Origin of the sequence: Legionella steigerwaltii (assembly GCF_001468065.1) — a bacterium.
Classification (GTDB): Bacteria; Pseudomonadota; Gammaproteobacteria; order Legionellales; family Legionellaceae; genus Legionella; species Legionella steigerwaltii.
Map to the genome: position 1 here is coordinate 33,376 of NZ_LNYZ01000015.1, position 22,564 is coordinate 55,939.

Genomic DNA, 22,564 nt, shown 5'->3' on the forward strand with positions numbered 1-22,564 from the left:
AAACGCACTATACAGGAATTTTTTATTTTCGACAGAACCCAAAATTTTCCTATTTTAGGTAACATTTTATTGTGGGCAATTCGCTCTTAACAACAAGCCCCTATTGATCGATTTTTGAACTATAATTTATAAAAAATACATTTTATGTGATTGAAATGGCATATTCTAGAGCGAATGTAATTCGAAATGATAAAAACTTGGTTAAATTGCATAATTTAATAAAGGAGAAATTACAACTTTATACTCCTACACGAGAAAATAGTGTTCAGGTAAAAAAAGAACCATTAAGTAGAGAAAAGGCAGCTCGCATCATTCAAAAAACATGGCGGATGTCAAGAATCGCTGAACAATTTTCAAAACACGGCCATGAATCCTATTTGAATATGCTGCAGCATGGAGATGATGAAATTAATTTTCTTGCTGAGCTCATGTTTGGCAGAACGGTTGCAGCTGTATTGACTCGATTTCCCAATAATCCCTATTTACCTAGACGTGCCAAATATCACAGGGATGATGATCTAAGTGGGTCCTATTTTGATAAAGTTATCAGCCTGTATGATACTTATAAAAGCCATTCGCATGAATACATACCGATTATTTCAACTAAAAGTACGCCAATTGAAACTATTTTAGAAACAAATTTAATAAATCATAGCGAATTTATTGAAGTGATAAAATATAAAGATGAAAAAATTCAGTTAGTTAAAATAAAGTCAAGCCACCCAGATGCTGAAAAGGCGGTGAAAATTTTGCAAAGATCTGGAATGATTGCCTCACCGTGGGAAATTTCCATTTTGATGTCAAAACATAAGTTAGTTGAAACTTCCAATTTTAATTTAAGTTCTAATCAGCCAGATATTTCAAACCCAGTTAAAATTTACTTACCAACCACACTTAAGGAATTAAAGGAAAGTGAGTTAATGGTAAAATTAGCCAAGATTAAATCAGATAAAGGCACTCCAAATCATCTCTTAGCAAAATGTCTTTATAAGATGATTATTAATCTACCTGAAACAAATAATGAAGAGATTATTAAAAGAATTTATATTTTTCTAAATATTGCTGTCGATTTTTACAAAAACAATTACAATAAATTCGCCATTTGTTTATACAAAATTATACATGAGATATCACTATTACTCTATGAGAATAATAGAGATAAAAAAGCTATTGGCATCGAATATAATCAATTTAGAGAGCATAGAATAGACAAATCGCTATCATCTTTTGGTTTAAAAAAAAGTGATATGATCAATTCTCATTGTGTTGCTTCTCCTGCCATGGCGGGGACAAATGCATTTACACTCGCGCTGCAATTAGCAAAAAAAATGAAGCATAATAAAGAGCCTATCTCAATCGAAATGATTGGCCCATATTATTATGAATTTGTATCGCTCTATCCCTATGTAGAAAATAAAGCAGATCATCTCGCTGACATTTATGTGATTTCATCTGGCCCAATCACGTATCCAACTGGGATATTACCGGGTGTAGATATAAATAAGTTAATACGAAATAGGATTATTAAGCATAAAGATTTTCCAGCAAAACCCGTAGTCATTGTCGTAGACACAACTAGTGGGCTTGAGGAAGATCTTAAGCTTGATGAAGATTTAAAGAAGTATATTTATAATGGTGATATTTCAATTATTGTCAATGAAAGTCATCAAAAATTTGGACTTCTACATTCAGATCAAGTTCAATATGGTGAAGTTTTTGGAATTTGCAGTAAAAAATTATTTCTCGATTCAACTCTAAAAGATTTTGAAACTAACGCACGAGATGATTTTCAAAGTCACTTGGATATGATTGTAGGAGCTTACATCGATGTGACTGCTGGTGATGATTTGGAGTTAGTAAAAAAACAACATTTCGAAGCAGGTGCGATTTATGGGGATTTACTAAAAAGATTAAATTTAACTAAGCCCCATGTTTACCAATATAAAGAAATGATTAAGGACACAAATAAACTCTATTTTACTTATATCAAAAAAACAGATAAGGCTTTCAAAGCCTTTCAAGATACGTTTGAATATAGAGATAGTTTTGGTCATTTTAGAACAACTCTATCAGGAATCGAAGATATTGACCGTGTCTCGCCAAATGCTTCAGATAGCGTAGATACATTAATCGATATTTCTTGCATTTATCTTCAAGCTTCAACTCAACCAGAAGAATTAAGACGTCATCTAACGCAATGGGTATCCGAATTAGTTAAATATAATCGCCCATTTTTACCAGAAGAAGAAATCATTTTTATTGGAATGTTAATGTCACTTAAATCCGTTCAGTCAACTGTTACTTTATCTGATCAATTTATTTACTTGCTTAGTCTAAAATTACTTGATCGAAATGGTTTGGAGCAGTTTTCTCATAGGAATGAACCACAAGAGCTAAGGTCATATTATAATAAAATTGAAAATCCTACCCAAAAGCAATTATGTATCGTATTAGATAGAATTTTTTCTAATCAATTTTTATTAAAGGGCTTATTTAGAATTGCTGAAAACAACTTATTGAATCTTGATATCTTAGCTTCAATCAACGATGAAAATAATTTTAAGCAACTGCAAAATCTAACACAATTTTTAGGTGAGCATGCGGTCATTATTTTATTATTAGATAAAAATGGAACAAGCTCCAATTTCGCAGCAATAAGTAAGTATATAAATTCCCTCAGTCCAAGCGAAAAAATGAGCTTATATAATCATATACAAAAAAACATTGATGCCCTTCAATCAAGTGGTATGAGTCAACAGGTAATTAATGAGATACAGCGAACTACTGACTTATCTCTACTAAAGGATTTTAAACAAATATATAAATCGCAATGCTGGTTTACATTTTTTGAATACACACCACGCAGCGAATTTGGCGGTAAAGTTTTTGGTGATAAGTTGCAAAGCATTGAAGAAGTAAAAGCATATGCTATATCCAACCCGAACGGCGCAGTTGCTAAAGCATTAAAGATAATGTCGCCATCTAATAAGGATGATACGAATACGCAACATCACCACACGAAAATTTAAACAATTAAGTCGGTAAGCCCCTGCCTTTTGCCAGCAATCTCATTTAGGGAGTTTTTGTCTCAATTCAAAGGAGCTTTTCATTAAAACTCTTCTATCTCTTTAGCTCGTTTATTGTTGCTCTGCTGAAAATTCACGATTTGCTGGAATCGTCCAAGAGCAAACTAACATGGCTCAAGAAAGTCATATAAGAGAACCCGAATCAGGATGGGACTTGAGGCTGACAAGTCACTATGCGCAGCTTAACTATTATTTTAATAGTTCAAATTTAGCTTTCCAAAAAATTATTATTACGACTAAAGGTAATAATAAATTCAAAATTGATTTCCAAAAACCAAAAGAGCCTTTGGGCTTTGAAAAATGCTTAGAGAAATTTGGGTTTCAATATGATGAATTTGATAAAAAATTTATGGACTATAAGATTTTAAACATTGAATTACAGCAGTTGAGAGAAGCTTTGAATCTCTTGCATAAACAAAATTACATTTCAGAACAGATTTTACGAGATATAGAGCTGGCCATCTCACCGGACAATCCAGATTTAATGAAATTAAAAAAGGCAAAGGAAGAAGATTCAACGAGACCTACGATGATATTTGAAAATGAACGGTCTCGCCAAAATTCTCTTAATGAAAATTTATATGTTTTTTGTGCCAATGAAAACATGAGACTCTATACCATGAAGGATATTACTTCTGCTGGAATATTCGTAATTAGGAATTTATTAAAAAATAATGCTAATCCCAATTCTTATATGAATTCTCAGACACCACTCATGGGATTAATTATTAACCAACCCTGCAATGATGATACCAAACAAATCGCTTCTCTTCTTCTTGAGTATAACGCGCAATTAAATGCTCACGATATGAATTACAGAACCGCAATATTTCTTTCTCCATCTTTAGGCGTTTATTTTCTTCTTTTAACCGGCGTATTTCTGTTTGTTCTGCACTCAGCTTTCCGTTGCCTCTAAATGCTTTAATACCTAAGGATTTGGAGAAATTTCCAAAGCATGAAGACTTTAAAATGCCCCAAAAAGAGGAGCCCAAAGAGGATGTTCAGAATACGCTCAAACAAAAAATTTAGGTCGCTTGCTCTTTTTTATATTGCTCATCTGCTTCTCTGGCTTCGCGCTGATTTTCTTACAATTGAAACTCATTAAGTTGCTGTTGCCAGAGCAGCGCGGCTTGCGCTTTGAGTTGGTTCAACTTTCGTATCAAGAACCCTAAATGAGTTGCCAGCATAGGAAGTTTCTTAGGTCCAAATACAATGAGGGCAACAATCAAAATGACAAGAAGCTCATTACTGCTCATGAGGATATATTATCCTCTTTTGGAGGCTCATTTTTTTGCTCTTCATTCAAGGCCTTACGGAAATTTCTAATCGCCTCTCCAAGATCCGTGCCTATGGTTTTTAATTTTGGAGTGCCAATTCTAGATCATATAGATAAAAGGGAAAAGGATCTAAAAGAGGTCATTAATACCTTTTCCATTCATGGACCGCCGGAACTTGTTTCATTCATAACATCCAATATAACGGCTAATTATTTTAAATGCTGAGCTCCCAGGCAGGAGTTCGCTGGGCCTGAATTCAAAATATGCGAAAATAAATAACAGTTCAATCTTGTCGAATACCGATTTTTGAAGATAATGATGTTTAAATCTATCGAGAATGTAAGATTTTAGATCAAATGCCAGTGCTCATAGTTGAGAACAACCCCAAAAGATGTGTTTTATTTCTCTTATCAACTATCAACTTTCAAAAAGATCATGCTGTTTTGATGGAGTATCATAAACTATTTATGAAGCGTAGTAATATGACAGGGTTTAAAACCGAACAATTAGATAAGCTGTTGTTGATTAAAGCACGTGAAATCACCAAAGATAAAAAGCTTTATGCTCAATTGCAAAGTAGCTTACCAAAGTTTGCCCAGTCACTGTTAATGAGAATTAAAAATCATGAGCTTGGAATTGATAAAGAGCGCTGAGATAATCAAATACAATTCATCCATGAGCTGTGTGATCTGAACTTATATATATATAACTTCTGCTTCAGATTGAGTATTAATTTCTAATTTAGGTTGATTTCCAAGATTATTTGATAACCAAGACTCGACGATATGCTTGAGTTAATAGCATAACTAGCCAGTCTGGATTTCAGGCGAACATTGGTTAATATGAGATACTGACTTGCGAACATGCTCTTCTCGCAGTGCTGCCTAAAATCTTTTCATCAAACTTTATATGACTACATTGAGGGAAAAAACTTACTAAACTTTGCAATGAGTTTTGAGGTCATATGGACTTGTTGCCTCACATAAATCCCCTGGGAAATCTAATATTATACACTATGGTTAATATGTGCTCATTGATTTATTAGGTGTTTCATGCTCTTCCCAATAAAATTTGACTCCAATTTTGATAGGTCTCCAAAATTAAAAGAAAAATATCAAGATGCTATACTTGTTCAGGGAAATAGCGGTGAGGTGGCGTCTAAATTAGCTGAAATAGCTAAAACTGACCCCCAACAAAAAGTATTCGGCCATTGTGGTATCCTGCTTGACTATTTTGATATCCCATTTGACCATTGTGGTATTCTGTTTGATTATTTTGATACCCAAATTGGTTTCTTCTGTATTTTCTTTGACCTTTATAAGTACCATATCTCAAGTATCTATCATTGCGATAATAGCCTATCTTATTGTAGTTTCTATGACCATTGTAATATCGTGTTCTGCCAGTATTATATTCCAAACCATTTGAGCAATATCCGTTTACTACAGAATAACTTGGTCCATAACCATATGAGTTACCATAATAGCTATTATTCGAACTGGAACCATAGTAACTATTCGTATATCCCGGAGTAGTATAATACCCAGAAGAAGATACGTAATTGGTCCTGTATCCAGGTGAATAAGCAGATCCCATTGTAGTACAACTTTCAAGGCCTAGTGTAGATGTGACAATTCCTATAAAAATTATAGTCTTATTTATAATTAACTCTCCCTGTCATTAAATGCACTTTAATTGCAAACTATGAACAACAATTGATCAAATAATTAATATTGGTGTTTAGCCTTAGATAATAGGGGAAAGGCTGGGGTAAAATTTTCTTCACACTTCAGAACATTGATCCGACTTTATGATGACTAATAAGGATGGAATACAATTAGATAAATAAACTATAAATGATTAGAAATAAAACTTGCACTGCGGTCACGATAAGCCCATTTTGTATCATGGCCTTAACGTTCTCACTCCCTGCAAAACCCATTGCGGCAAACATATTTGCGCCAGGATATGCATAATTAGTAACGCGGGTGGCAAAGAGCATGCATAAAGCAAAAGTAATAATAGGAAGTTGCATCTGAATTACCGCTGGATTAAACAGTTGATGCAGCATTTTTATAGTGGCTTCCGCAGCTCCAGGCATACCGAATGCCCCAGTCAAACCTATTAACATCGACAATACGGGCTTGCCGCCCAGAGTAATTAATGGGGTTAATAATTGCGTTAGGGCAGTGAATCCTCCTGCTTGATGAATCAGAGCCATAAACGGATCAAATAAGATAAATAAAAAGAAAAGATGCAAACTTTTTTGCATCCCTTCGAGTAATAAATTAAAGATTTTTTTAACGCTTAATTTGCTTGCCAATCCGGCAACAAAGGCTAAAAATAACATGACAAAAATAACATAGGAAGTTTTTGCTTGTGTGGATAAACCATAAAGTACACAGGCCAAAAAGGCAGCTAAAAAGAACAGGGTACTTCGTTTTTGCTGCCTATTGGGGATAAATGGTTCGGAGCTGTCTTCATCGTCACAAAGCTCATCCCCATACTGTCGTTGTAGTCGTGAAGCCATAAACCATGTAGTAATTAGGGTCACTAAGGCTACTGGAAGAGAAGCGTAAAGAAGCATAGTCCCATAATTTATTCCTGTAACACCGAGTAAGGTTACGACGGGAGGAGCAAAGGGCCCAATAATTAACGCCTCTTCAGCAGAGGCCTGCATTAATACAGCCAAACTAGGTCGTGACAACCTTACTGAACCAGCAATAGGGCGCAAACTTGGGGCCAAGATGGCTAATCCTCCAGCGAGCGTTCCAAGTAAGCCCACAATAATAAAAGATGAGAGTACAATGCCAATTTTAGCGCGTCGTTGCGTATTAATCCCAATCCCATTAACGATTTGATGCACCAAGGTATGGCTTATCTGGGTGTGAGTCAAAATCTGTCCCAATCCTCGGCCTAGCATGATGATAAAACCAACTAAAGCCATGAAGGAGCCTAGAGCATCAGCCATAGTATTCCCTATGGCTATTGGGCTACTTTGATTATATAAAAAGCCTAATCCGACACAGAGAGCCGTCGCTATGAGTGGATCAACATTGCGAAATAACATCACGGCATAAAGAATAATAATCGATAAGCTGGCTAACTGAATATAAAAAGACATTATTGGAGCGCTCCAACCCACTTCAAACCTTGGCTAATCCCTTCAATTCCTAGACCTGGTTTGTCTGACAAAACAATTTTATTGCCTGTACGTTGTGCCCCGCCAAGGACATAATTTTCACGAATCAGAAAAATAGGATCGAGATCAGAGTAGAAAATATCGGGTTTACTTGCAGCAAAACTGGCGATAGCCGCTATTCCAATAGGTGATTCCAGCATACATCCAACCATTATAGCCATATCTGCTGTTTTAGCGATATTATAAATAGCGTGTGCATTCTCTATACCTCCTGATTTCATCAACTTAATATTGATTCCATCACAGGCATTCATTTTTGCAATATTCAGTGCATCTTGAGGTGAAAAACAAGCCTCATCGGCAATAATAGAGCAATCAACGTGATCACTGATCGCCTTTAAGTGGGATAAATCTTGAGCAATAACAGGTTGTTCTACCAGAGGAATATTCATTTTTTGTTGTTTAAAAGCAGCAATAACCTTTAATGCATCCTCATAAGACCATCCTTGATTTGCATCTACAAGCAATGTGATGTCATCACCTATGGCCTGTCGAATAGCACGAACACGTTCAATGTCTTCGATTGGATTTAAACCTAATTTTATTTTTATGGTTCTATATCCTTGATTGACCAAATCAAGCGCGTCACTTACCATCTCGTGACTCGCTTTAACGCTTATAGTAATACACGAGTTAATGATATTCGTATTACCTCCCAATACTTTGTAAAGAGGTAAACCGCAATACTGAGCAAATAAATCATGCAATGCAATATCAATAGCAGCTTTTGCAGAGCTATTACCCGCTATGTTTTGATTATTCATCTGCAATAACAAATTCAACTCAGAAATACTTCGTCCAATCAGCTGGGGGCCCAAAATATTTTTAATTGCCTTAATAATAGATCCCGTACTGTCTCCAGTAATGGCCGGAGTTGATGCCGCTGAACCATAACCTACTGTGTTGCGATCTGTTTTAATCATGATTACTACATCATCAACACAATCAGTGCGTCTTACAGCAGTAATAAATGGACGAATTAATGGAATTGTGAATTGCGCAATATGAATTTCAGTAATTTTCATATAAATACCTTTTTAAAATTAATTGCGCCTAAAAATAACTTCATTTTATCAATTAAAGGTTAATTTTTTAATTAAAAGGATAAAAGAATATACCATATTATTATCCCTTAACTGGGGTATGCAAATCCATTAAACTACGTTATTAGTCCCATGCCTATGAAAAATGATAATTTATAACGATTCTAATCGTCCCAATAGAGGTAGAAAGGCAGGTATTGATTAAAAAGTTAACATTTATTTCTTCCTATACTTTTAGCCCTGTGTTAAATTAATACATCAAAGTCACTTCTGCGGGGTGGAATGCGTTACGGTATTTTTTCCGATGCGCACAGCAATCTAGAGGCCATGTTGTCGGATTATTTGATCAAGTCGTTGGGGGCGGGGAAGTGAAATTATTTTTCCTAGGCCCTTTTCTTCTTTCTTGCATGAACCGACCAATTCTTCGGATCTTCATTGGATTTTCATCCTTCTTTTTCCTAGGAGTGGCCTTCGCCCAAACTCTTCCACTGCATGTGGATGGCTCTCTCTTGAGGGATTCCAACGGACAGGCGATCACCTTGCGGGGGATTAACCACCATGGTTTTCTGGATGTGCCTGATGGGGCTTGGGATCCTCCCGGCTGGCCCCTTTATTCGGGCATGGGCCATTGGAATCCGGAAGTGGTGAAGAAAACCTTGGATTCCTACCACAAGCTTGGATTCAATTTGATCCGTCTTCATACAGTGGTGGAGTGGTGGAAGAACAATCCTGTGACTTACCAAGACCCCTACCGGGAGGTAACCTACGAAGAAGCTTACCGTCAAATGATCCAGGATATAGTGAAATGGGCGGAAGAAAGAGATCTCTATGTGATCTTTGATTTTTATGCACTGAAAAATGTCCAGGGGAGCCAATCAGGACAAGAGTCCCTTCCGTGGGCCCCTTGGGGGAGATATCCCGAGGTTGTCCGGGATCGTTCTGAATTTATTTCTCTTTGGGATTCGGTGGCAGAGCAACTGGGTAGCTTTCCCAATGTTCTTTTTGAGTTGTACAACGAACCACATGGGGATAGCCAAGCGGAGGAGGAATGGTTCAAATTCGTCGAGGAGGTCCTTCCTATTCTCCGTCAACGGACGGGCAATCCAGTGATCGTCCAATGGAATTATGACTGTTGGGTCAATTTAGACTACCCGCCGCCTTTCCACCCAGCTTCCACTCTGGAATGGATTGAAAAACATCCACTAAAGGATAACAATTTAATTTATGGTGCCCACCTGTATCGAAATTCCGGAGGCGGATCATCGGGACTGGCCCACCGGGGAGGCAGCACCATTGTCAACCTATGGGAACGAAATGATATTCTGCAAGCTCTCCAATTAGCCCTCTTTCCAAAGATCTTAAACGAAGACAAAAAGTTGATTCTCGTGACGGAAATCGGAGCTTATCTTTCCAATGGGGGAGAGGATCAAGAACGTGAATTGGAATGGTTTAAGAATACCCTTTCCATTCTTAACGAGTGGGGGGTGGGATATGTGGCTTGGGCCTGGCAATCCGACCAACAGTTGGGACACGGGATGCTTCACGAGGAAAATCCTAACCGGGCAGGCAGCCTGTTTCTAGAATCTCTCAAGGATCCGAGAGTTCCAGCAAATATTTTAATATCACTTAAATAGCCAGATTTCGGCATCACTTCGCTTTTTAGGCTTTTATTATAATCTGACCAATTTGAAACTAGTACCAAAACTGGCCACCATTTTAGCACTCATTATACTAATGCTGATTGCTCATTTCCTTTTTTTAAACCAATTGACTACTTTTTTCTTGAACAGATGGATGTTTGCATTCGTTTTGGTAGTACGAACCCAAACAAGTCCTCCCTCTCCTAGATACATACTAAATCCAATTGTGATGGGAATAAGCCATAAAAACCACCAAAAAATCGTAAAAATTGGATTCACTCTGACCATGTATGAAATTCGTGAGGACATTTTTTCCAAAACTAAGCTCGTTCGTTTCCAGGTTTTGTAGTAAAGGTATGATTGTTGAATAACGAAACCGGCAATGTTTATAATACTTAGTATAATCAACCACATGGGAAAGATGTTGCGATGCTCAATCCACGTCGATAAGGCCCATATCCCCGTAGGCAAACCAATTAAATTAATCGCAAGTAAGAGGCAGGGCAGAAAGTTCATCCATGCTAGAATTTTTTGACGTCTCGTCATACCAAGACGTGTCAACGGTTCTGTTAGACTTTGAAAAAATCCGCAAACCCATCTCTTTCGTTGAGTAATTCCACCGATGAACGTAAGGGGAACTTCCTCAATAACAGGCTTCTCAATGATTCCAAGTGTTTTTCCATTCATCCAGAATCGCATACCCACCTCGGGATCCTCTATTGCCATCCAAGGATGAAATCCGCCTAGGTTGAGTAGATCAGATGCCTTATAATAAAGTGATTTTCCTAACACCCAATAAGGGTGCTTTCCATTAGCGGATAAATGTGGGTATTTTAGGCCATCCCAAAACATATGATCCAATGAATGGAAACTTGCAGGCCACGTTTGAAGAAGATTGCCCGCGATATTTGTAGCCTGCAACACATCGTAATGTCGAATGCCAACTGCGGCATCAATGAAATGATCTATAGGTAAGCACGTGTCTGCATCAACATAATTAACGAGAAAATCCTCTTTTCCTTCAAATTCTTTGGCCATATGATAAAAAGCATAAATGAGCTGGCGTGTCTTTTTAGGGGGGAGGTTAGTGACCTTCGCGTGCGCGCCAACATGCCACCAGTAGGCTTTTTCATTAACATTCCAGTTGTCCCATACGATTTGCCAAGAAGGATCATCTGTAGGAGGTATCTCCATGATTTCCAAGAAATCAAATGTCTTTTGTAGATCCCTCAGTTTGTCTATCGTCTCTAAATCATCCGAATTAGGGATTGAAATAATGCGGTATCTGTCTTTAGGATAATACAGTTTTTCAAACGACTTCATAGTCGTATACATTGTCCCTTCGGGCTCTTTCAAAACGGGATAAAACAAGATAATAAATGGAAAGTCTCCCTCACGAAGGTTGATGGATTCTTTCGTATCCACCCAATTCACAGGGCGGGTGAATAAATACAAATCAACAAGAAAAGCACACAAATAAATAATTTGCGCTAAGGCATATAATGTCATCAATATAATGAAGTAAGGTTCTGCCATAACTATTTCCTTGCAATTATATAGAAATCAAATGATGTGTTTTGTTAATTGTTTTAGCACTTACTTTACCCAGTTAATCAATTCCATCATTCCTTGTGAAAGACTTTTTTGTGGTTTAAAACCATAAACTCGCTCAATTTTTTTGATATCTGCAAAACAATGCCGAATATCCCCAACCCTATATTCATTTGAAATTACTGGCGCAATTTTTTTATTCATTAGGCTCGCAAGTGTTTCTGCAACCTGCTGGATGGTTACAGCAGATCCGCTTGCCACGTTAAAAACATCATATATTTCTGTTTCGTTTTCGAGGACACAAGCAAATGCATTGGCGACATCACTCACATGCACAAAATCACGCTGTTGCTTCCCATCTTCAAACACAATAGGGGGTAAATCCTTCAGCAAGCGAGAAATAAAGATAGCTCCCACTCCTGTGTATGGATTGCTCAAGGCTTGGCGTGAACCATAGGTATTAAAAAGTCTAAGGGCAACAGTAGGGATATTAAGAGCTCTTCCCACAACGAGAAACATCTCTTCGTGATCACGTTTATTAATTGCATAAATTGATGCTGGCATTAATGGTTTTTCTTCTGTGGTAGGAATAGGAATTAGGATCTCGCCATCGTGATACAGTTCCCATTTTTTTTCTTTGAGTTGTTCATTGTTTCGAAGACTTGGCGCAAATGTGAGAGGGCCAGTGGCCGTTCGATATTGTCCTTCACCATAAATAGACATGGATGATGCAGTTACAATCTTTTTGACTGAATGATTTCCCTTTGAAAGAACTTGAAGCATAACTGCAGCTGACATCGTATTGTTTTTAGTATAATCAACAATATTAGTCATACTTTGTCCCACACCAACAGAAGCAGCTAAATGAACAAGATGGGTTATTCCCTTTAAATTCTTTTCAAATTGGTCTTCTGAAAAAAGGTCGCCTTTTATTCGTCGAGCACGTTTATTCAAGTAAAGAGGCCATCCTTCTGAATCCTTTTCCTCATCATGATGGACTTGATCCACTAAACAATCCAAAACTGTAACCTCATATCCTCGATCAAGAAGCAGGTCTACAAGATGAGATCCAATAAAACCTGCACCACCAGTGACTAATACGTGACCCTTTCCCATTTAAAAATGTCTCCATCAGTTTATACTTTATAAATAAATGAAAGGCTTGCTGCCTTTGCCCAGAAAGGGCCTCCATTGCGATTTGTTCTAAAAATGCTGTTATTTTGGTTATAATATTGTGCGCCCAATCTCATTCCCCAATGGGTGACGATTTTATAATCCATGTATCCGGCTACTGCATTTCCATAACTGGAATTTTGTGGAAAAAAGGACAATCCATCTTCAATCCCCAGCCGTAATTTGGATGTGACATAATGTTCTATTCGCACTTTTCCAGTATGCACTTGAAAATCTAGTGGGTCATAATAAGCTGATTGACTGTGATGGTCTTGTGTAAATATGGGGGCCGGGTTGGAATAATTGAGATAAAAGAAATCGTATATAATCCTTATCTGAGGAATATTTATCAGTTTATAGTTCGCTTCAAAACTCACTTGAGTTTTGTTATTGCCGTCTGAATATTTACCATAAACCCCTTTACCCCATAAAGATAAATTTTGCGTCGGCTGATAATACATTGAACCACTATAATCATCGGTGCGTATATTTAAACCAACTGCACCAATCGCTACAATATAATTGTAAATTTGAATGCTAAAAGGAGGTTCCGTGTCGATAATGTCTGAATGGTTGAACCCTAATGTTGCATTCAGAGTTTCTGACCAAGAATATTGTACTGCTACATTGCCATTAATGTTATTAAAGCCATTGCTGTAAACCTTGTCGGAAATTCCCGCAAACAGCTGCCAATGCTCTGTAAAGAGTTTTGACCCTTGCAATTGCACCATATTTCTAGAAATACTATCGAATCCATTTTGCTCGAATCCTGAATAAGCTTCTGAAAGATTTAACCTGGTATTGGCTATTGCATAAAAATCAGCAGCTACGCCTGCATCTTGGCGGCGAAAAGTGTTTGAACTGTCATAAAAGTCCGCACTGATTGGTATCATAGGTGATTGATAGTAATCGACCAGCTGCTCCTGCAAAAAAGAGCGCTCCCAATTATAAACTTCTTGCCAACGATCGTAAGCAACCCGGTTGCCTTCATATTCATGCGCTGCAGCCGTAGACGATAAAATACCCCACAACGCATCGCTATTGTAAGGATACTTCTGTAACACTTTTTGATAATAGGCATTTGCTTGTCGATATTCTCCACATTTGCGATAAGCATCACCCATTCCCAACAAATAGCCAGTACTGCGTTTATCCGATACTTCCAATAGCAAATGGAGTGCGGTATCACACATTCCCTTTTGAGCTGCTAATTTCGCCAAAGCTTCTTTTGCTTCGGGGCTTGGATAATATTCTAGGGATTGGGCGAGCATTTTATATGCAGCATCATATTGCCTAAGTTCAACTAATTTGCTGCCCCATTCATAAGCGAGAAATGCATTGTGAGGAAATCGTTGCATAAGTTGCTCATATTGAGCTGCTGCCAGATCATATTGCTTATTCTTAAACAATGTCCTGGCAAATTCGAGTCGAGTAAAATTATCAGTTTTTTTGTTGGCTATTAAGATTCTACCAAGCGCAATCGCATGATCATATTCATTATGGTATATGTAATTATTAAACAAATCTTTTTGTAGTGCTAAATTATAGGGATCGCGCGCCAGCTTTTGTTTTAGCTCATAAATTTTTAATTCATTTTCTCTATTGGCCATCAGGGGCGCTTTAATAAAGGCATTGGTATAGTTACTATTTAGCCAGCGAGAAGTGTAAAAGTGTTTGAAATCCCTTTGAGATTCGGCAAGATTTCCCAGATAAAACTCATCCCAAGCTAAGCCCTGATACATATTAGTTCCTTGGGGATGGTTTAATGCTTTCTGGAAAGCAACCGTGGCTTGTTCCATAAAGCCAAATAAATGCAAAAACCACGCATAATGGGTTAAATAACCGGGATTTTTAGGATCGAGAGCCAATGCTTTTTGGAAAGCGGTTCTTGCTTCAAATGCATATAAGGATTGTTCATAATTGACCCCCTTGAGGTAGTACTTATATGCAATTGCTTTTGCATTGTCGGCAAAAACAGCACTTGACACTAAAAAGAGTACAAAAAAGAAGAGTTTTTTTTTAAAAGCTCCATGCATAATATATACCTTATAGTCAGTCCTTATCGCAGGGCTACGCATTCAGCCCACTGTCTCAATGCTCGTTTGACAATTTTTCCGGTTCCATCCGAACCTTCTTTAATAAAATACTATATTTCAATATGCTGATTATCTCAATAATACTATATTAAAATCAGTGGTGAATTCCATCATGTGAAGAAAGTTTGTTGGCAAAATATTCTATTGTACGTTTTAACCCATCTTGCAAATCAACTTTTGGATGCCAATTCAACTTGGTTTTTGCCAATGTAATATCAGGTCGTCGTTGTTTGGGATCATCAATCGGCAAACTGTGAAATACGGTACGAGTCTTACCACCAACTAATTCGATAACAATTTTCGCTAATTCCATAATCGTAAATTCATTAGGGTTTCCAAGGTTAATCGGTCCAGAGCACTCTTTATCGGTAGCCATTAATTTAATCAACCCATCCACTAAATCGCTGATAAAGCAAAAACTGCGTGTTTGATTGCCTGTCCCATAGACACTGAGATCTTGGTTTTGCAGTGCTTGAATGACAAAATTACTGACCACTCGTCCATCATTTGCTTGCATTTTGGGACCATAAGTATTGAAAATCCGGGCGATTTTCACCTCTAAGCCGTATTGATGTATGTAATTTGTAAAAATAGTTTCAGCACAACGCTTGCCTTCATCATAGCAAGCACGAGGTCCAATAGGATTCACATTGCCCCAGTAAGATTCTGGTTGTGGATGTACGGTTGGATCACCATAAACTTCAGATGTGGAAGTTTGCAAAATTTTTGCTTTATTCTTTCTAGCCAATTCCAACAGATTGAATGCGCCAAGAACTGAGGTCTTAATAGTAAAAAGTGGATCTTTTTGATAATGGACGGGTGATGCAGGACAAGCAATATTATAAATTTCATCGATATTTTTTAAATCAATCGGTGTACAGATATCATGCTCAATGACAGTGAAATTCTTATTTTCTTGCAGAGGGGCAATATTTTCCAATGAACCAGTAAAAAAATTGTCTAAACAGATGACTTTGTGACCTTGTTCAAGCAGTGTCTCACACAAGTTAGTGCCAATAAAACCAGCACCTCCGGTGACCAATACCGTTTTTACTGTTTTCATAAGATTTTGCTCCATGCTTAATGTGTTTCACTGAATAAGAAATTGTCATGCAGTTGTAATTTCTATTTCATTTGAATGTTCAATTGTTTGAATGTTCAATTGATTTAAATTTATACTATAATTGCTATTGTATCAACTAATTATTCATTGCTATCCATTTCCTCACTCGCTTTCGCCATGGAAGTGAGGAACGAGCGAGGTTGGTTCTTGGTAGCCTTAGAGCCGGATGTTTTGCCGTAGGCAAAATATAAGGCATACGAAAGGCATCAGTCATTGTGGTAGCGCTAAGCCCCCCCTAGGGGGAGTAACAATGAGCGAACCAGGACGGGCTAGGACCGCCGGAGTTGTATTTGTTGCCTGTATTGTACCTTCTAGGTTGGATGTTCGGGAAGGTTCTCAAAACTGGTGACACGCTTGTAGGAGAATTTAAGAATGAATAAAATCACTATTCACGGAATTGGATATGTGGGACTGGTTTTAGGGAGCGGATTGGCCGAACTGGGTAATCAAGTCATTTGTCTAGACACAGATGAAAGGAAGATTGAACAACTCAATGAAGGCATTATATCATTCTTTGAGCCAGGGCTTGAAGAACTGCTGGAAAAAAATTTAGCCAATAATCGCATCTCATTCACTACGGATCCCGTCAAAGCAGTGCAACATGGGGATTATCAATTTATCACCGTGGGTACACCTCCTACTGAGGATGGTTCTGCCGATTTAACTTACGTTTTTGCAGCGAGCAAAAACATTGGTCAATATATCGACAAAAACTGCATCGTCATCACGAAATCTACCATTCCTATAGGCACCACTCATAAAGTAAAAGCCATTATTGACGCCGAATTAGCTGAGAGAAAATCAAATATAAAGGTGGGAATTGCTTTTAATCCTGAGTTCTTACAGGAAGGGAACGCTGTTCATAATTTTATGCATCCTAATCGCATTATCATTGGCTCCGAAGATCCTGATATTATTCATAAAATGAAAGAGTTATTTAAAGCAACAATGACTTCTGATAAGCAGTTTATTACCATGAGCACCTGTTCTGCTGAACTCGTTAAATATGCCTCTAACACTTTTCTAGCACTGAAAATAAGCTTTATTAATGAAATCGCTAACATTGCTGACTATATGGGTGCAAATATCAATAGTATAAAAGAAGGAATGGGGGCTGATGAACGTATTAATCCTTATTTTCTTAGTGCTGGCGGTGGTTTTGGAGGATCCTGTTTTTCCAAAGATATTAAAGCACTGTTAAAAGCTGAGAAAAGAATTCATTATTCTTTTCCAATACTCAATGCAATTGAACGAGTAAATGAAAGGCAAAAACATGTCTTATTTTATAAAGTGTTTCGATATTTTAATGAGTATTTGTATGATAAAACGATTGCCGTATGGGGGCTGGCATTTAAGCCCAATTCTTCTGATATGCGCGATGCCGTCAGCATTACCTTATTAAAAGAATTATGGCAGCACGGCGCAAAGGTTAGGGCTTACGATCCCGCAGCCACAACTGAAGCGAGAGTTTTATTTGGGGCTCGAGACGATTTAATTTTGTGCACGAGCAAAGAGGATGCCTTGATAGGTGCAGATGCTTTGGTGATTGTGACTGAATGGGAAGATTTTTTAGAGCCTGATTTTGAGCTAATAAAAAAATTGTTAAGATATCAAGTCATTTTTGATGGCAGAAATATATATAATCGTGAACACCTAGCAAGTTTAGGTATAGAGTATTTAAGTATTGGTAGAGGTACTTGCCGACTCTGTGAGGAAACAAAAAAGAAAGCCGGCACAAAGGAGCACCAGGAGTAGCGACAAAATAGTGGCACAAGAGTTTCATGCTGAATTATGGAGCATAACAAAACTTGAGAATAAATCTGTTTATTCTTGCATGATCAGTCATTGGAACAAAATTTAGGGTAGATTTAAAACGACGGTCTATTTCTATTCTTTTAATTGCCATAGGGACAATTGCGCTATAGAGTGCTGGAATTTGCGCTCACTTTCCCGAATGACAAAAGGGATGTCGTGTGTTGTAATTAAGTTAAATCGAGGTTTGAGTATCGTTTTTAAACCCTCTATGGTTTTTTGAGATTCTCCATTCACTTTAATGCCACCTAGCCAGTTGTTTTTATCAGTGTATTCTTCTAACCAAGCATAAGTAGATGTTAAAGCCAGAATCCCTTTAGGTTTTAGACGGCCACTGATCGTTTCTAAGAACAAGGCGGGGTTATGAAGTTTCTCTATTAAATTAGCAAAAAATATAAAATTATAATCTTTAAAAATAGGTTTTAGATTACAAGCATCTCCTTGAATAAAATTAATTTTATCAATTAAATCATGATAACCTAAGTCAAATAATTTCAATTCTTTATAATCGACTAAATCACCTTCAGAAGTTATTGTATAGCGAATAATTCTTTCTTTTTTTAAGCGCAATGCTTGTTGTATAAAGCGAGTTGAAAAATCAATTCCATCAACATGTTCAAAGTATTTAGCTAATTCAAAACTAAAACGACCCACTGAGCAACCAAGATCCAATGCTTTGAGAGTGGGTATTTTATTAAAAAATTTTTTACATTGGTTGATACAAGCTACTGGAAAATTGGGAATCCTGAAGTATTCATTTCCATAATGGAGTGCTAATTGTTGGGATATTAATGGATCAGTTTCATAAGCATTTATTTTTTCGTTTGGTAATAAAGGATGCTCACTTTGTACATAACGAAAACCCGCATGTTGGAAAAAATGGCGTCTAAATGCGTATCGGGCTTTTTTTGTGGCCAGATTGCCTGTTGAAATCCATGACCCACCCTTAATTAAGTTATGTTGCCCATCAAATGTTGGAGTGGAGAAATCATCATACAGGTTATGCACCTTAAAACCAGGAAATGCATCAATTGCTGTCTCAGTCCATTGCCATACATTACCTAGAACATCATAAAACGATCCATTTTTAAATTTATCTATGGGACATGATGAAGCATAGTATTCAAGATCGATATTTCCAGGAGCCACTTGCCAATCAGTGACATCATCTTCAATTTGGTTACGGAGAATAGTCCATTCTGCTTCAGTGGGTAAGCGAATGTATTTATTTTCCATCAATGATTTCCAATTACAAAAAGCTTTAGCTTCATGATAATTGACTTCAACTGGCCAATTAAGGGGTAAAGGTACTTCTTCAAGCAGATTTCTTTGCCAAAATTGACCGTTTTCAAATCGCCAAAATCGAGGCATTTTTGCATTAGTATAACTGAGCCATTTTTTACCTTCGGAGGTCCACCACTCTAAGTTTTCGTAGCCTCCAGACTCAATAAATGATAAAAACTCTTGGTTAGATACTAAAAATTTTGAGGCATAAAAATCGTTTACCAAAATGTTTTTGCTCCCGAACTCATTATCCCAACCAAAAATTTTATTTTCATCGCCACGTCCTAATGTCAGGCTCTCTCCAGCCACAGCGATTAATTCATTAAAGGGGGCCTCACCAGTCTCACTACAAACCCGCCATTTATTTGATTGACGCAGGTAGTTTAATGGAACCATTCTTAAAATTACTGAAGAGGTTTCGAGGTGGATCCGTTCATGCTCTATACCCATTAAAATAACCCAAGCTAGAGAGTCTTGAGTTATAGTTGTATTAGGAGGGATTGTGCCAATTAATTGTTCAATTAATATTTTCACGTGCTTGCGGTACTCTGCAACTTCCTTCACTTTAGGCCAATCATAATGGGTTGTATTCAAATCATCCCAAGACATTTCATCCACACCAACAGCAAACATGGATTCGAAGTCTTCATTAATCCTTGTGTCAATGTATCGCCCAAGAATCAGTTTATTGATAAAAAAAGTTGCAGTGTGGCCATAATAAAATATCAAGGGGTGTCTTAAAGGTTCGGCACGTAAGTAATAGGCTTCGTCATTTGCAATACAAGCAAATAGATTTTCATAAGTTTCAAAACTTCTCCTAAAGTACTCTTTCAATTCATCAAGTTTTTGAGACGTCAATAGACCATCTAGTAAAGGAGTTTTGATTTTATTCATCTTCCTTGCTTCCCTTCGCAATTTACCTATCCGTCACTAAATAATTTTAGCATATCCCAGGCCATTGATTTTTAACTTCAATTTCAGCGATTTCCTAGCTCTATGGGAGTTTGATAAATGAATTAATCTAATCTATTCTTAAACTTATCTTACCTTATAAAATGGTAATCAAATGGCGGCTCATCAACTGTCCATTGGATTAGAATTAGAAGCCAATGTGATTGATATCGATTCAGGTAAGGCTATTATTGATTTTAATAACGGGGCGTTTCAAAAGCTTTCGTCCTATTTGAACTCTCAAGGTTATCCTCCTCTTCAAACTGAGTTTGACGCCGCTACAATAGAGTTATCTACTTTGCCCTGTCACGACGTGGACTTGGCATTTAAAAACCTTTCTGCAAATTTGCACGCTGCCAATAATTTTTTATATCAACAAGGACACCTATTGCTTTTATTAGGGCTACATCCAGGAAGAGGTCGTGATGAATTAATCATGACTGACAGTCCCTATTGTTTGGCTTCTTTACCCTTAATGGCCGAGCAGGGTGGACCATTGTTTTATTGCAGCTTTCAAATAAATCTTGGAGTGGATGTCCGTGACATAGACTATTTGATTCCATTATGTCATTGGTTACAAGTGTACATGTGGCCTTGTTCGGTAATTACACAATCATCACCTGTTTTCGCAAACAGAAACACCAACTATAAATCATTTAGAGTCCGTCTTAATGATGCGCTTAGTGGGAGTCGTACAGGTCCATTACCTTTAGACATTTGTAATTTAAGTGAGTTTAAATCTTATTGTAGTAATCTACCTGATGAAGCAAATACCTTACGAAAATATAATGTTTGGTACGATATTTTTCCCAAATTGATTGACGAAAAAAATCCATCAGCCGGGTATCGTATCGAAATAAGACTTGCTGACACAACAGAGCTGGCAAAGTTATATGTATTTACCCAGGCAATGGTCCTAACCTTCATGAGTATTTTACATAAACTTAAAGCAAAGGAACCATTAATAGTACCAGAACATCGTTGGTTCATGCTTAATCGTGATAGCGTATTAAAAAAAGGGAGTGAGGCTAGAATAACTCATAGTGGAGAAGAATTTTATTCTATATCAGATTATCTTAATACCATTTGGCGGCCACTCGTTGCAAACTACGCGAGGGATTTTAATGTTGATATAAATAATCTAATCCTTCAACTTACTGGAAAGTCTCGTGCTAGTGATATGTTGAAACAGTTTCAAACCATGACAGCGGATCAAATCGCACTTAATTATGCGCACTCTGATTACCAAAAGGTGGGGGACGGTCCGGGACGGACCCCTACAGAAAGTATTCAGATTGTTTAAATTATTTTAATCATTTAGTCCTCATGTAATAAATCAGCCCCTTTATTGTAGTGATTAACGGCAACCTGTTTCTTTTTTATAGGGGTCCGTCCCGGACCGTCCCCCTATTTATACCGGAGCGTCACGTTCTAATGATATGTTGAAACAATTTCAAACTATAACAGCAGATCAAATTGCACTTAATTACGCTCACAATGATTACCGTACCCCCCGGTTTGATTCACTCCAGAAATAGTACCTATTTGCCGATGTACGCTATGATTTAATCAATACGATTTGTACAATATATGTACAATGGGCCATTTTTAATTTATAATACGTATAATTATTCTTCTATAGTTTTAAATGAAATTAATATGCATATATTGAGCGGTAAGAATAAATCTGAAGTCAATGATTTAATGCCTTCTATTAGTATGGAAAGTTTATTTTCTTTACCCGATTGGCATGTTTATCATTTAGATTCAGAAGGGAAATATGTCAATTGCAATGAAGAATCGTGTCACTTTTTGGAACTGTCACAAGATGAGTTATTGTACAAAACAAATTTTGATTTTCCCTGGAAAGAACATGCAGCCGAATGGCGTGAACATGACTTAAGAGTGATGTCCTCACAAAAATCGTTAGAATTTGTTGAGGTCATGATACATCAAAACAATAAATATACTCTTACTGCAGTTAAGTCGCCTGTTTATATCAGGAATAAAGTGAGTGGCACCTTAAACCTTATAAAAATTGATAGAAAAACTCCTTTGGCCAATATCTCGAATGACCCTATTGTTTCTGAAAGAGAGTTACAATGCCTTTATTATTTAATCAAAGGATTCGCTTTAAAACAGATTGCTTATGTTTTGGAAATTTCACCCCGAACAGTTGAACATCATATTAATAACGCTAAAAGCAAATTAAACTGCTATCATCGAAGTGATTTGATAGAAAAAGCATCTCAACTTACTGATATAAAAAATAAATTATTTCTCGAATCTGTGAACAATTCGCGAATAAAATCATAGATATTCTCAA

The 22,564-nt window shown here is 37.1% G+C and carries 16 protein-coding genes and 1 pseudogene; 7 read left to right on the forward strand and 10 right to left on the reverse strand.

Annotated elements, in window-relative coordinates:
* Window positions 1-155 precede the first annotated feature (155 nt).
* Window positions 156-3,029: a hypothetical protein gene (locus Lstg_RS11445; RefSeq protein ID WP_058477820.1), complete on the forward strand. Its 2,874-nt coding sequence runs from the start codon at window positions 156-158 to the stop codon at window positions 3,027-3,029.
* Window positions 3,030-3,195: 166 nt separating this feature from the next.
* Window positions 3,196-4,002: a hypothetical protein gene (locus Lstg_RS17800; protein WP_058477821.1), complete on the forward strand. Its 807-nt coding sequence runs from the start codon at window positions 3,196-3,198 to the stop codon at window positions 4,000-4,002.
* 169 nt (window positions 4,003-4,171) lie between these two features.
* Here Lstg_RS17800 and Lstg_RS11455 read toward each other — a convergent pair whose 3' ends face one another.
* Window positions 4,172-4,342, reverse strand: a complete 171-nt coding sequence (locus Lstg_RS11455) for a twin-arginine translocase TatA/TatE family subunit (RefSeq protein WP_058477822.1) — start codon at window positions 4,340-4,342, stop codon at window positions 4,172-4,174.
* A pseudogene (locus Lstg_RS17535) lies at window positions 4,339-4,458 on the reverse strand (Sec-independent protein translocase family protein); the annotation flags it as partial. The pseudogene Lstg_RS17535 and the gene Lstg_RS11455, both read right to left, overlap by 4 nt.
* 387 nt (window positions 4,459-4,845) lie before the next feature.
* Here Lstg_RS17535 and Lstg_RS17710 point away from each other — a divergent pair.
* Entirely contained in the window at window positions 4,846-5,016 is a 171-nt protein-coding gene (locus Lstg_RS17710; protein ID WP_156413868.1) for a hypothetical protein, read from the forward strand.
* Between the two features lie 523 nt (window positions 5,017-5,539).
* Here Lstg_RS17710 and Lstg_RS17715 read toward each other — a convergent pair.
* The 3 genes from Lstg_RS17715 to Lstg_RS11470 form a co-directional block, all read right to left on the reverse strand.
* Window positions 5,540-5,959 (reverse strand): hypothetical protein, encoded by a 420-nt coding sequence (locus Lstg_RS17715; protein ID WP_133129208.1) that lies wholly within the window; start codon window positions 5,957-5,959, stop codon window positions 5,540-5,542.
* A gap of 241 nt (window positions 5,960-6,200) precedes the next feature.
* Window positions 6,201-7,487, reverse strand: a complete 1,287-nt coding sequence (locus Lstg_RS11465) for a GntT/GntP/DsdX family permease (RefSeq protein WP_058477824.1) — start codon at window positions 7,485-7,487, stop codon at window positions 6,201-6,203.
* Complete coding sequence (locus Lstg_RS11470; protein ID WP_058477825.1) at window positions 7,487-8,590, reverse strand: dipeptide epimerase; 1,104 nt, start codon at window positions 8,588-8,590, stop codon at window positions 7,487-7,489. The genes Lstg_RS11465 and Lstg_RS11470 overlap by 1 nt, the downstream gene beginning before the upstream one ends.
* Before the next feature lie 386 nt (window positions 8,591-8,976).
* Between Lstg_RS11470 and Lstg_RS11475 the strand changes: the two genes are divergently transcribed.
* The gene (locus tag Lstg_RS11475) at window positions 8,977-10,242 is read left to right on the forward strand and encodes a glycoside hydrolase family 5 protein (RefSeq protein ID WP_058477826.1); all 1,266 of its coding nucleotides are present in this window, start codon (window positions 8,977-8,979) and stop codon (window positions 10,240-10,242) included.
* A gap of 111 nt (window positions 10,243-10,353) precedes the next feature.
* Here the strand turns inward: Lstg_RS11475 and Lstg_RS11480 are convergent, their stop codons facing one another.
* The 4 genes from Lstg_RS11480 to Lstg_RS11495 form a co-directional block, all read right to left on the reverse strand.
* The gene (locus Lstg_RS11480) at window positions 10,354-11,784 is read right to left on the reverse strand and encodes a glycosyltransferase family 2 protein (protein WP_058477827.1); all 1,431 of its coding nucleotides are present in this window, start codon (window positions 11,782-11,784) and stop codon (window positions 10,354-10,356) included.
* A gap of 60 nt (window positions 11,785-11,844) precedes the next feature.
* Window positions 11,845-12,915 (reverse strand): NAD-dependent epimerase/dehydratase family protein, encoded by a 1,071-nt coding sequence (locus Lstg_RS11485; protein ID WP_065235614.1) that lies wholly within the window; start codon window positions 12,913-12,915, stop codon window positions 11,845-11,847.
* A gap of 20 nt (window positions 12,916-12,935) precedes the next feature.
* Window positions 12,936-15,008 carry a tetratricopeptide repeat protein gene (locus Lstg_RS11490; RefSeq protein ID WP_058477828.1) on the reverse strand — a complete coding sequence of 691 codons (2,073 nt, stop codon included), beginning with the start codon at window positions 15,006-15,008 and terminating at the stop codon, window positions 12,936-12,938.
* 154 nt (window positions 15,009-15,162) lie between these two features.
* Window positions 15,163-16,131: a UDP-glucuronic acid decarboxylase family protein gene (locus Lstg_RS11495; protein ID WP_058477829.1), complete on the reverse strand. Its 969-nt coding sequence runs from the start codon at window positions 16,129-16,131 to the stop codon at window positions 15,163-15,165.
* A gap of 432 nt (window positions 16,132-16,563) precedes the next feature.
* Here Lstg_RS11495 and Lstg_RS11500 point away from each other — a divergent pair, with 432 nt between their 5' ends.
* Window positions 16,564-17,946 carry a UDP-glucose dehydrogenase family protein gene (locus Lstg_RS11500; protein ID WP_058477830.1) on the forward strand — a complete coding sequence of 461 codons (1,383 nt, stop codon included), beginning with the start codon at window positions 16,564-16,566 and terminating at the stop codon, window positions 17,944-17,946.
* A gap of 132 nt (window positions 17,947-18,078) precedes the next feature.
* On the opposite strand, the gene ovoA is transcribed toward Lstg_RS11500, so the two are convergent.
* Window positions 18,079-20,181 (reverse strand): 5-histidylcysteine sulfoxide synthase, encoded by a 2,103-nt coding sequence (gene ovoA, locus Lstg_RS11505; protein ID WP_058477831.1) that lies wholly within the window; start codon window positions 20,179-20,181, stop codon window positions 18,079-18,081.
* 172 nt (window positions 20,182-20,353) lie between these two features.
* Here ovoA and Lstg_RS11510 point away from each other — a divergent pair, with 172 nt between their 5' ends.
* Window positions 20,354-21,541 (forward strand): glutamate-cysteine ligase family protein, encoded by a 1,188-nt coding sequence (locus Lstg_RS11510; RefSeq protein WP_058477832.1) that lies wholly within the window; start codon window positions 20,354-20,356, stop codon window positions 21,539-21,541.
* A gap of 356 nt (window positions 21,542-21,897) precedes the next feature.
* A complete protein-coding gene (locus Lstg_RS11515) occupies window positions 21,898-22,554 on the forward strand; it encodes a LuxR C-terminal-related transcriptional regulator (RefSeq protein WP_058477833.1) in 657 nt (218 codons plus the stop codon).
* Window positions 22,555-22,564: the final 10 nt, after the last annotated feature.

What these genes read in the sequence shown, in the direction of transcription:
- Lstg_RS11455 (WP_058477822.1), bottom strand. Translation starts at nt 4,342, where the DNA reads ATGAGCAGTAATGAGCTTCTTGTCATTTTGATTGTTGCCCTCATTGTA.
- Lstg_RS11495 (WP_058477829.1), bottom strand. Translation starts at nt 16,131, where the DNA reads ATGAAAACAGTAAAAACGGTATTGGTCACCGGAGGTGCTGGTTTTATT.
- Lstg_RS11500 (WP_058477830.1), top strand. Translation starts at nt 16,564, where the DNA reads ATGAATAAAATCACTATTCACGGAATTGGATATGTGGGACTGGTTTTA.
- Lstg_RS17710 (WP_156413868.1), top strand. Translation starts at nt 4,846, where the DNA reads ATGACAGGGTTTAAAACCGAACAATTAGATAAGCTGTTGTTGATTAAA.
- Lstg_RS11480 (WP_058477827.1), bottom strand. Translation starts at nt 11,784, where the DNA reads ATGGCAGAACCTTACTTCATTATATTGATGACATTATATGCCTTAGCG.
- Lstg_RS11490 (WP_058477828.1), bottom strand. Translation starts at nt 15,008, where the DNA reads ATGCATGGAGCTTTTAAAAAAAAACTCTTCTTTTTTGTACTCTTTTTA.
- Lstg_RS11470 (WP_058477825.1), bottom strand. Translation starts at nt 8,590, where the DNA reads ATGAAAATTACTGAAATTCATATTGCGCAATTCACAATTCCATTAATT.
- Lstg_RS11510 (WP_058477832.1), top strand. Translation starts at nt 20,354, where the DNA reads ATGGCGGCTCATCAACTGTCCATTGGATTAGAATTAGAAGCCAATGTG.
- Lstg_RS11515 (WP_058477833.1), top strand. Translation starts at nt 21,898, where the DNA reads ATGCATATATTGAGCGGTAAGAATAAATCTGAAGTCAATGATTTAATG.
- Lstg_RS17715 (WP_133129208.1), bottom strand. Translation starts at nt 5,959, where the DNA reads ATGGGATCTGCTTATTCACCTGGATACAGGACCAATTACGTATCTTCT.
- Lstg_RS11485 (WP_065235614.1), bottom strand. Translation starts at nt 12,915, where the DNA reads ATGGGAAAGGGTCACGTATTAGTCACTGGTGGTGCAGGTTTTATTGGA.
- ovoA (WP_058477831.1), bottom strand. Translation starts at nt 20,181, where the DNA reads ATGAATAAAATCAAAACTCCTTTACTAGATGGTCTATTGACGTCTCAA.
- Lstg_RS17800 (WP_058477821.1), top strand. Translation starts at nt 3,196, where the DNA reads ATGGCTCAAGAAAGTCATATAAGAGAACCCGAATCAGGATGGGACTTG.
- Lstg_RS11465 (WP_058477824.1), bottom strand. Translation starts at nt 7,487, where the DNA reads ATGTCTTTTTATATTCAGTTAGCCAGCTTATCGATTATTATTCTTTAT.
- Lstg_RS11445 (WP_058477820.1), top strand. Translation starts at nt 156, where the DNA reads ATGGCATATTCTAGAGCGAATGTAATTCGAAATGATAAAAACTTGGTT.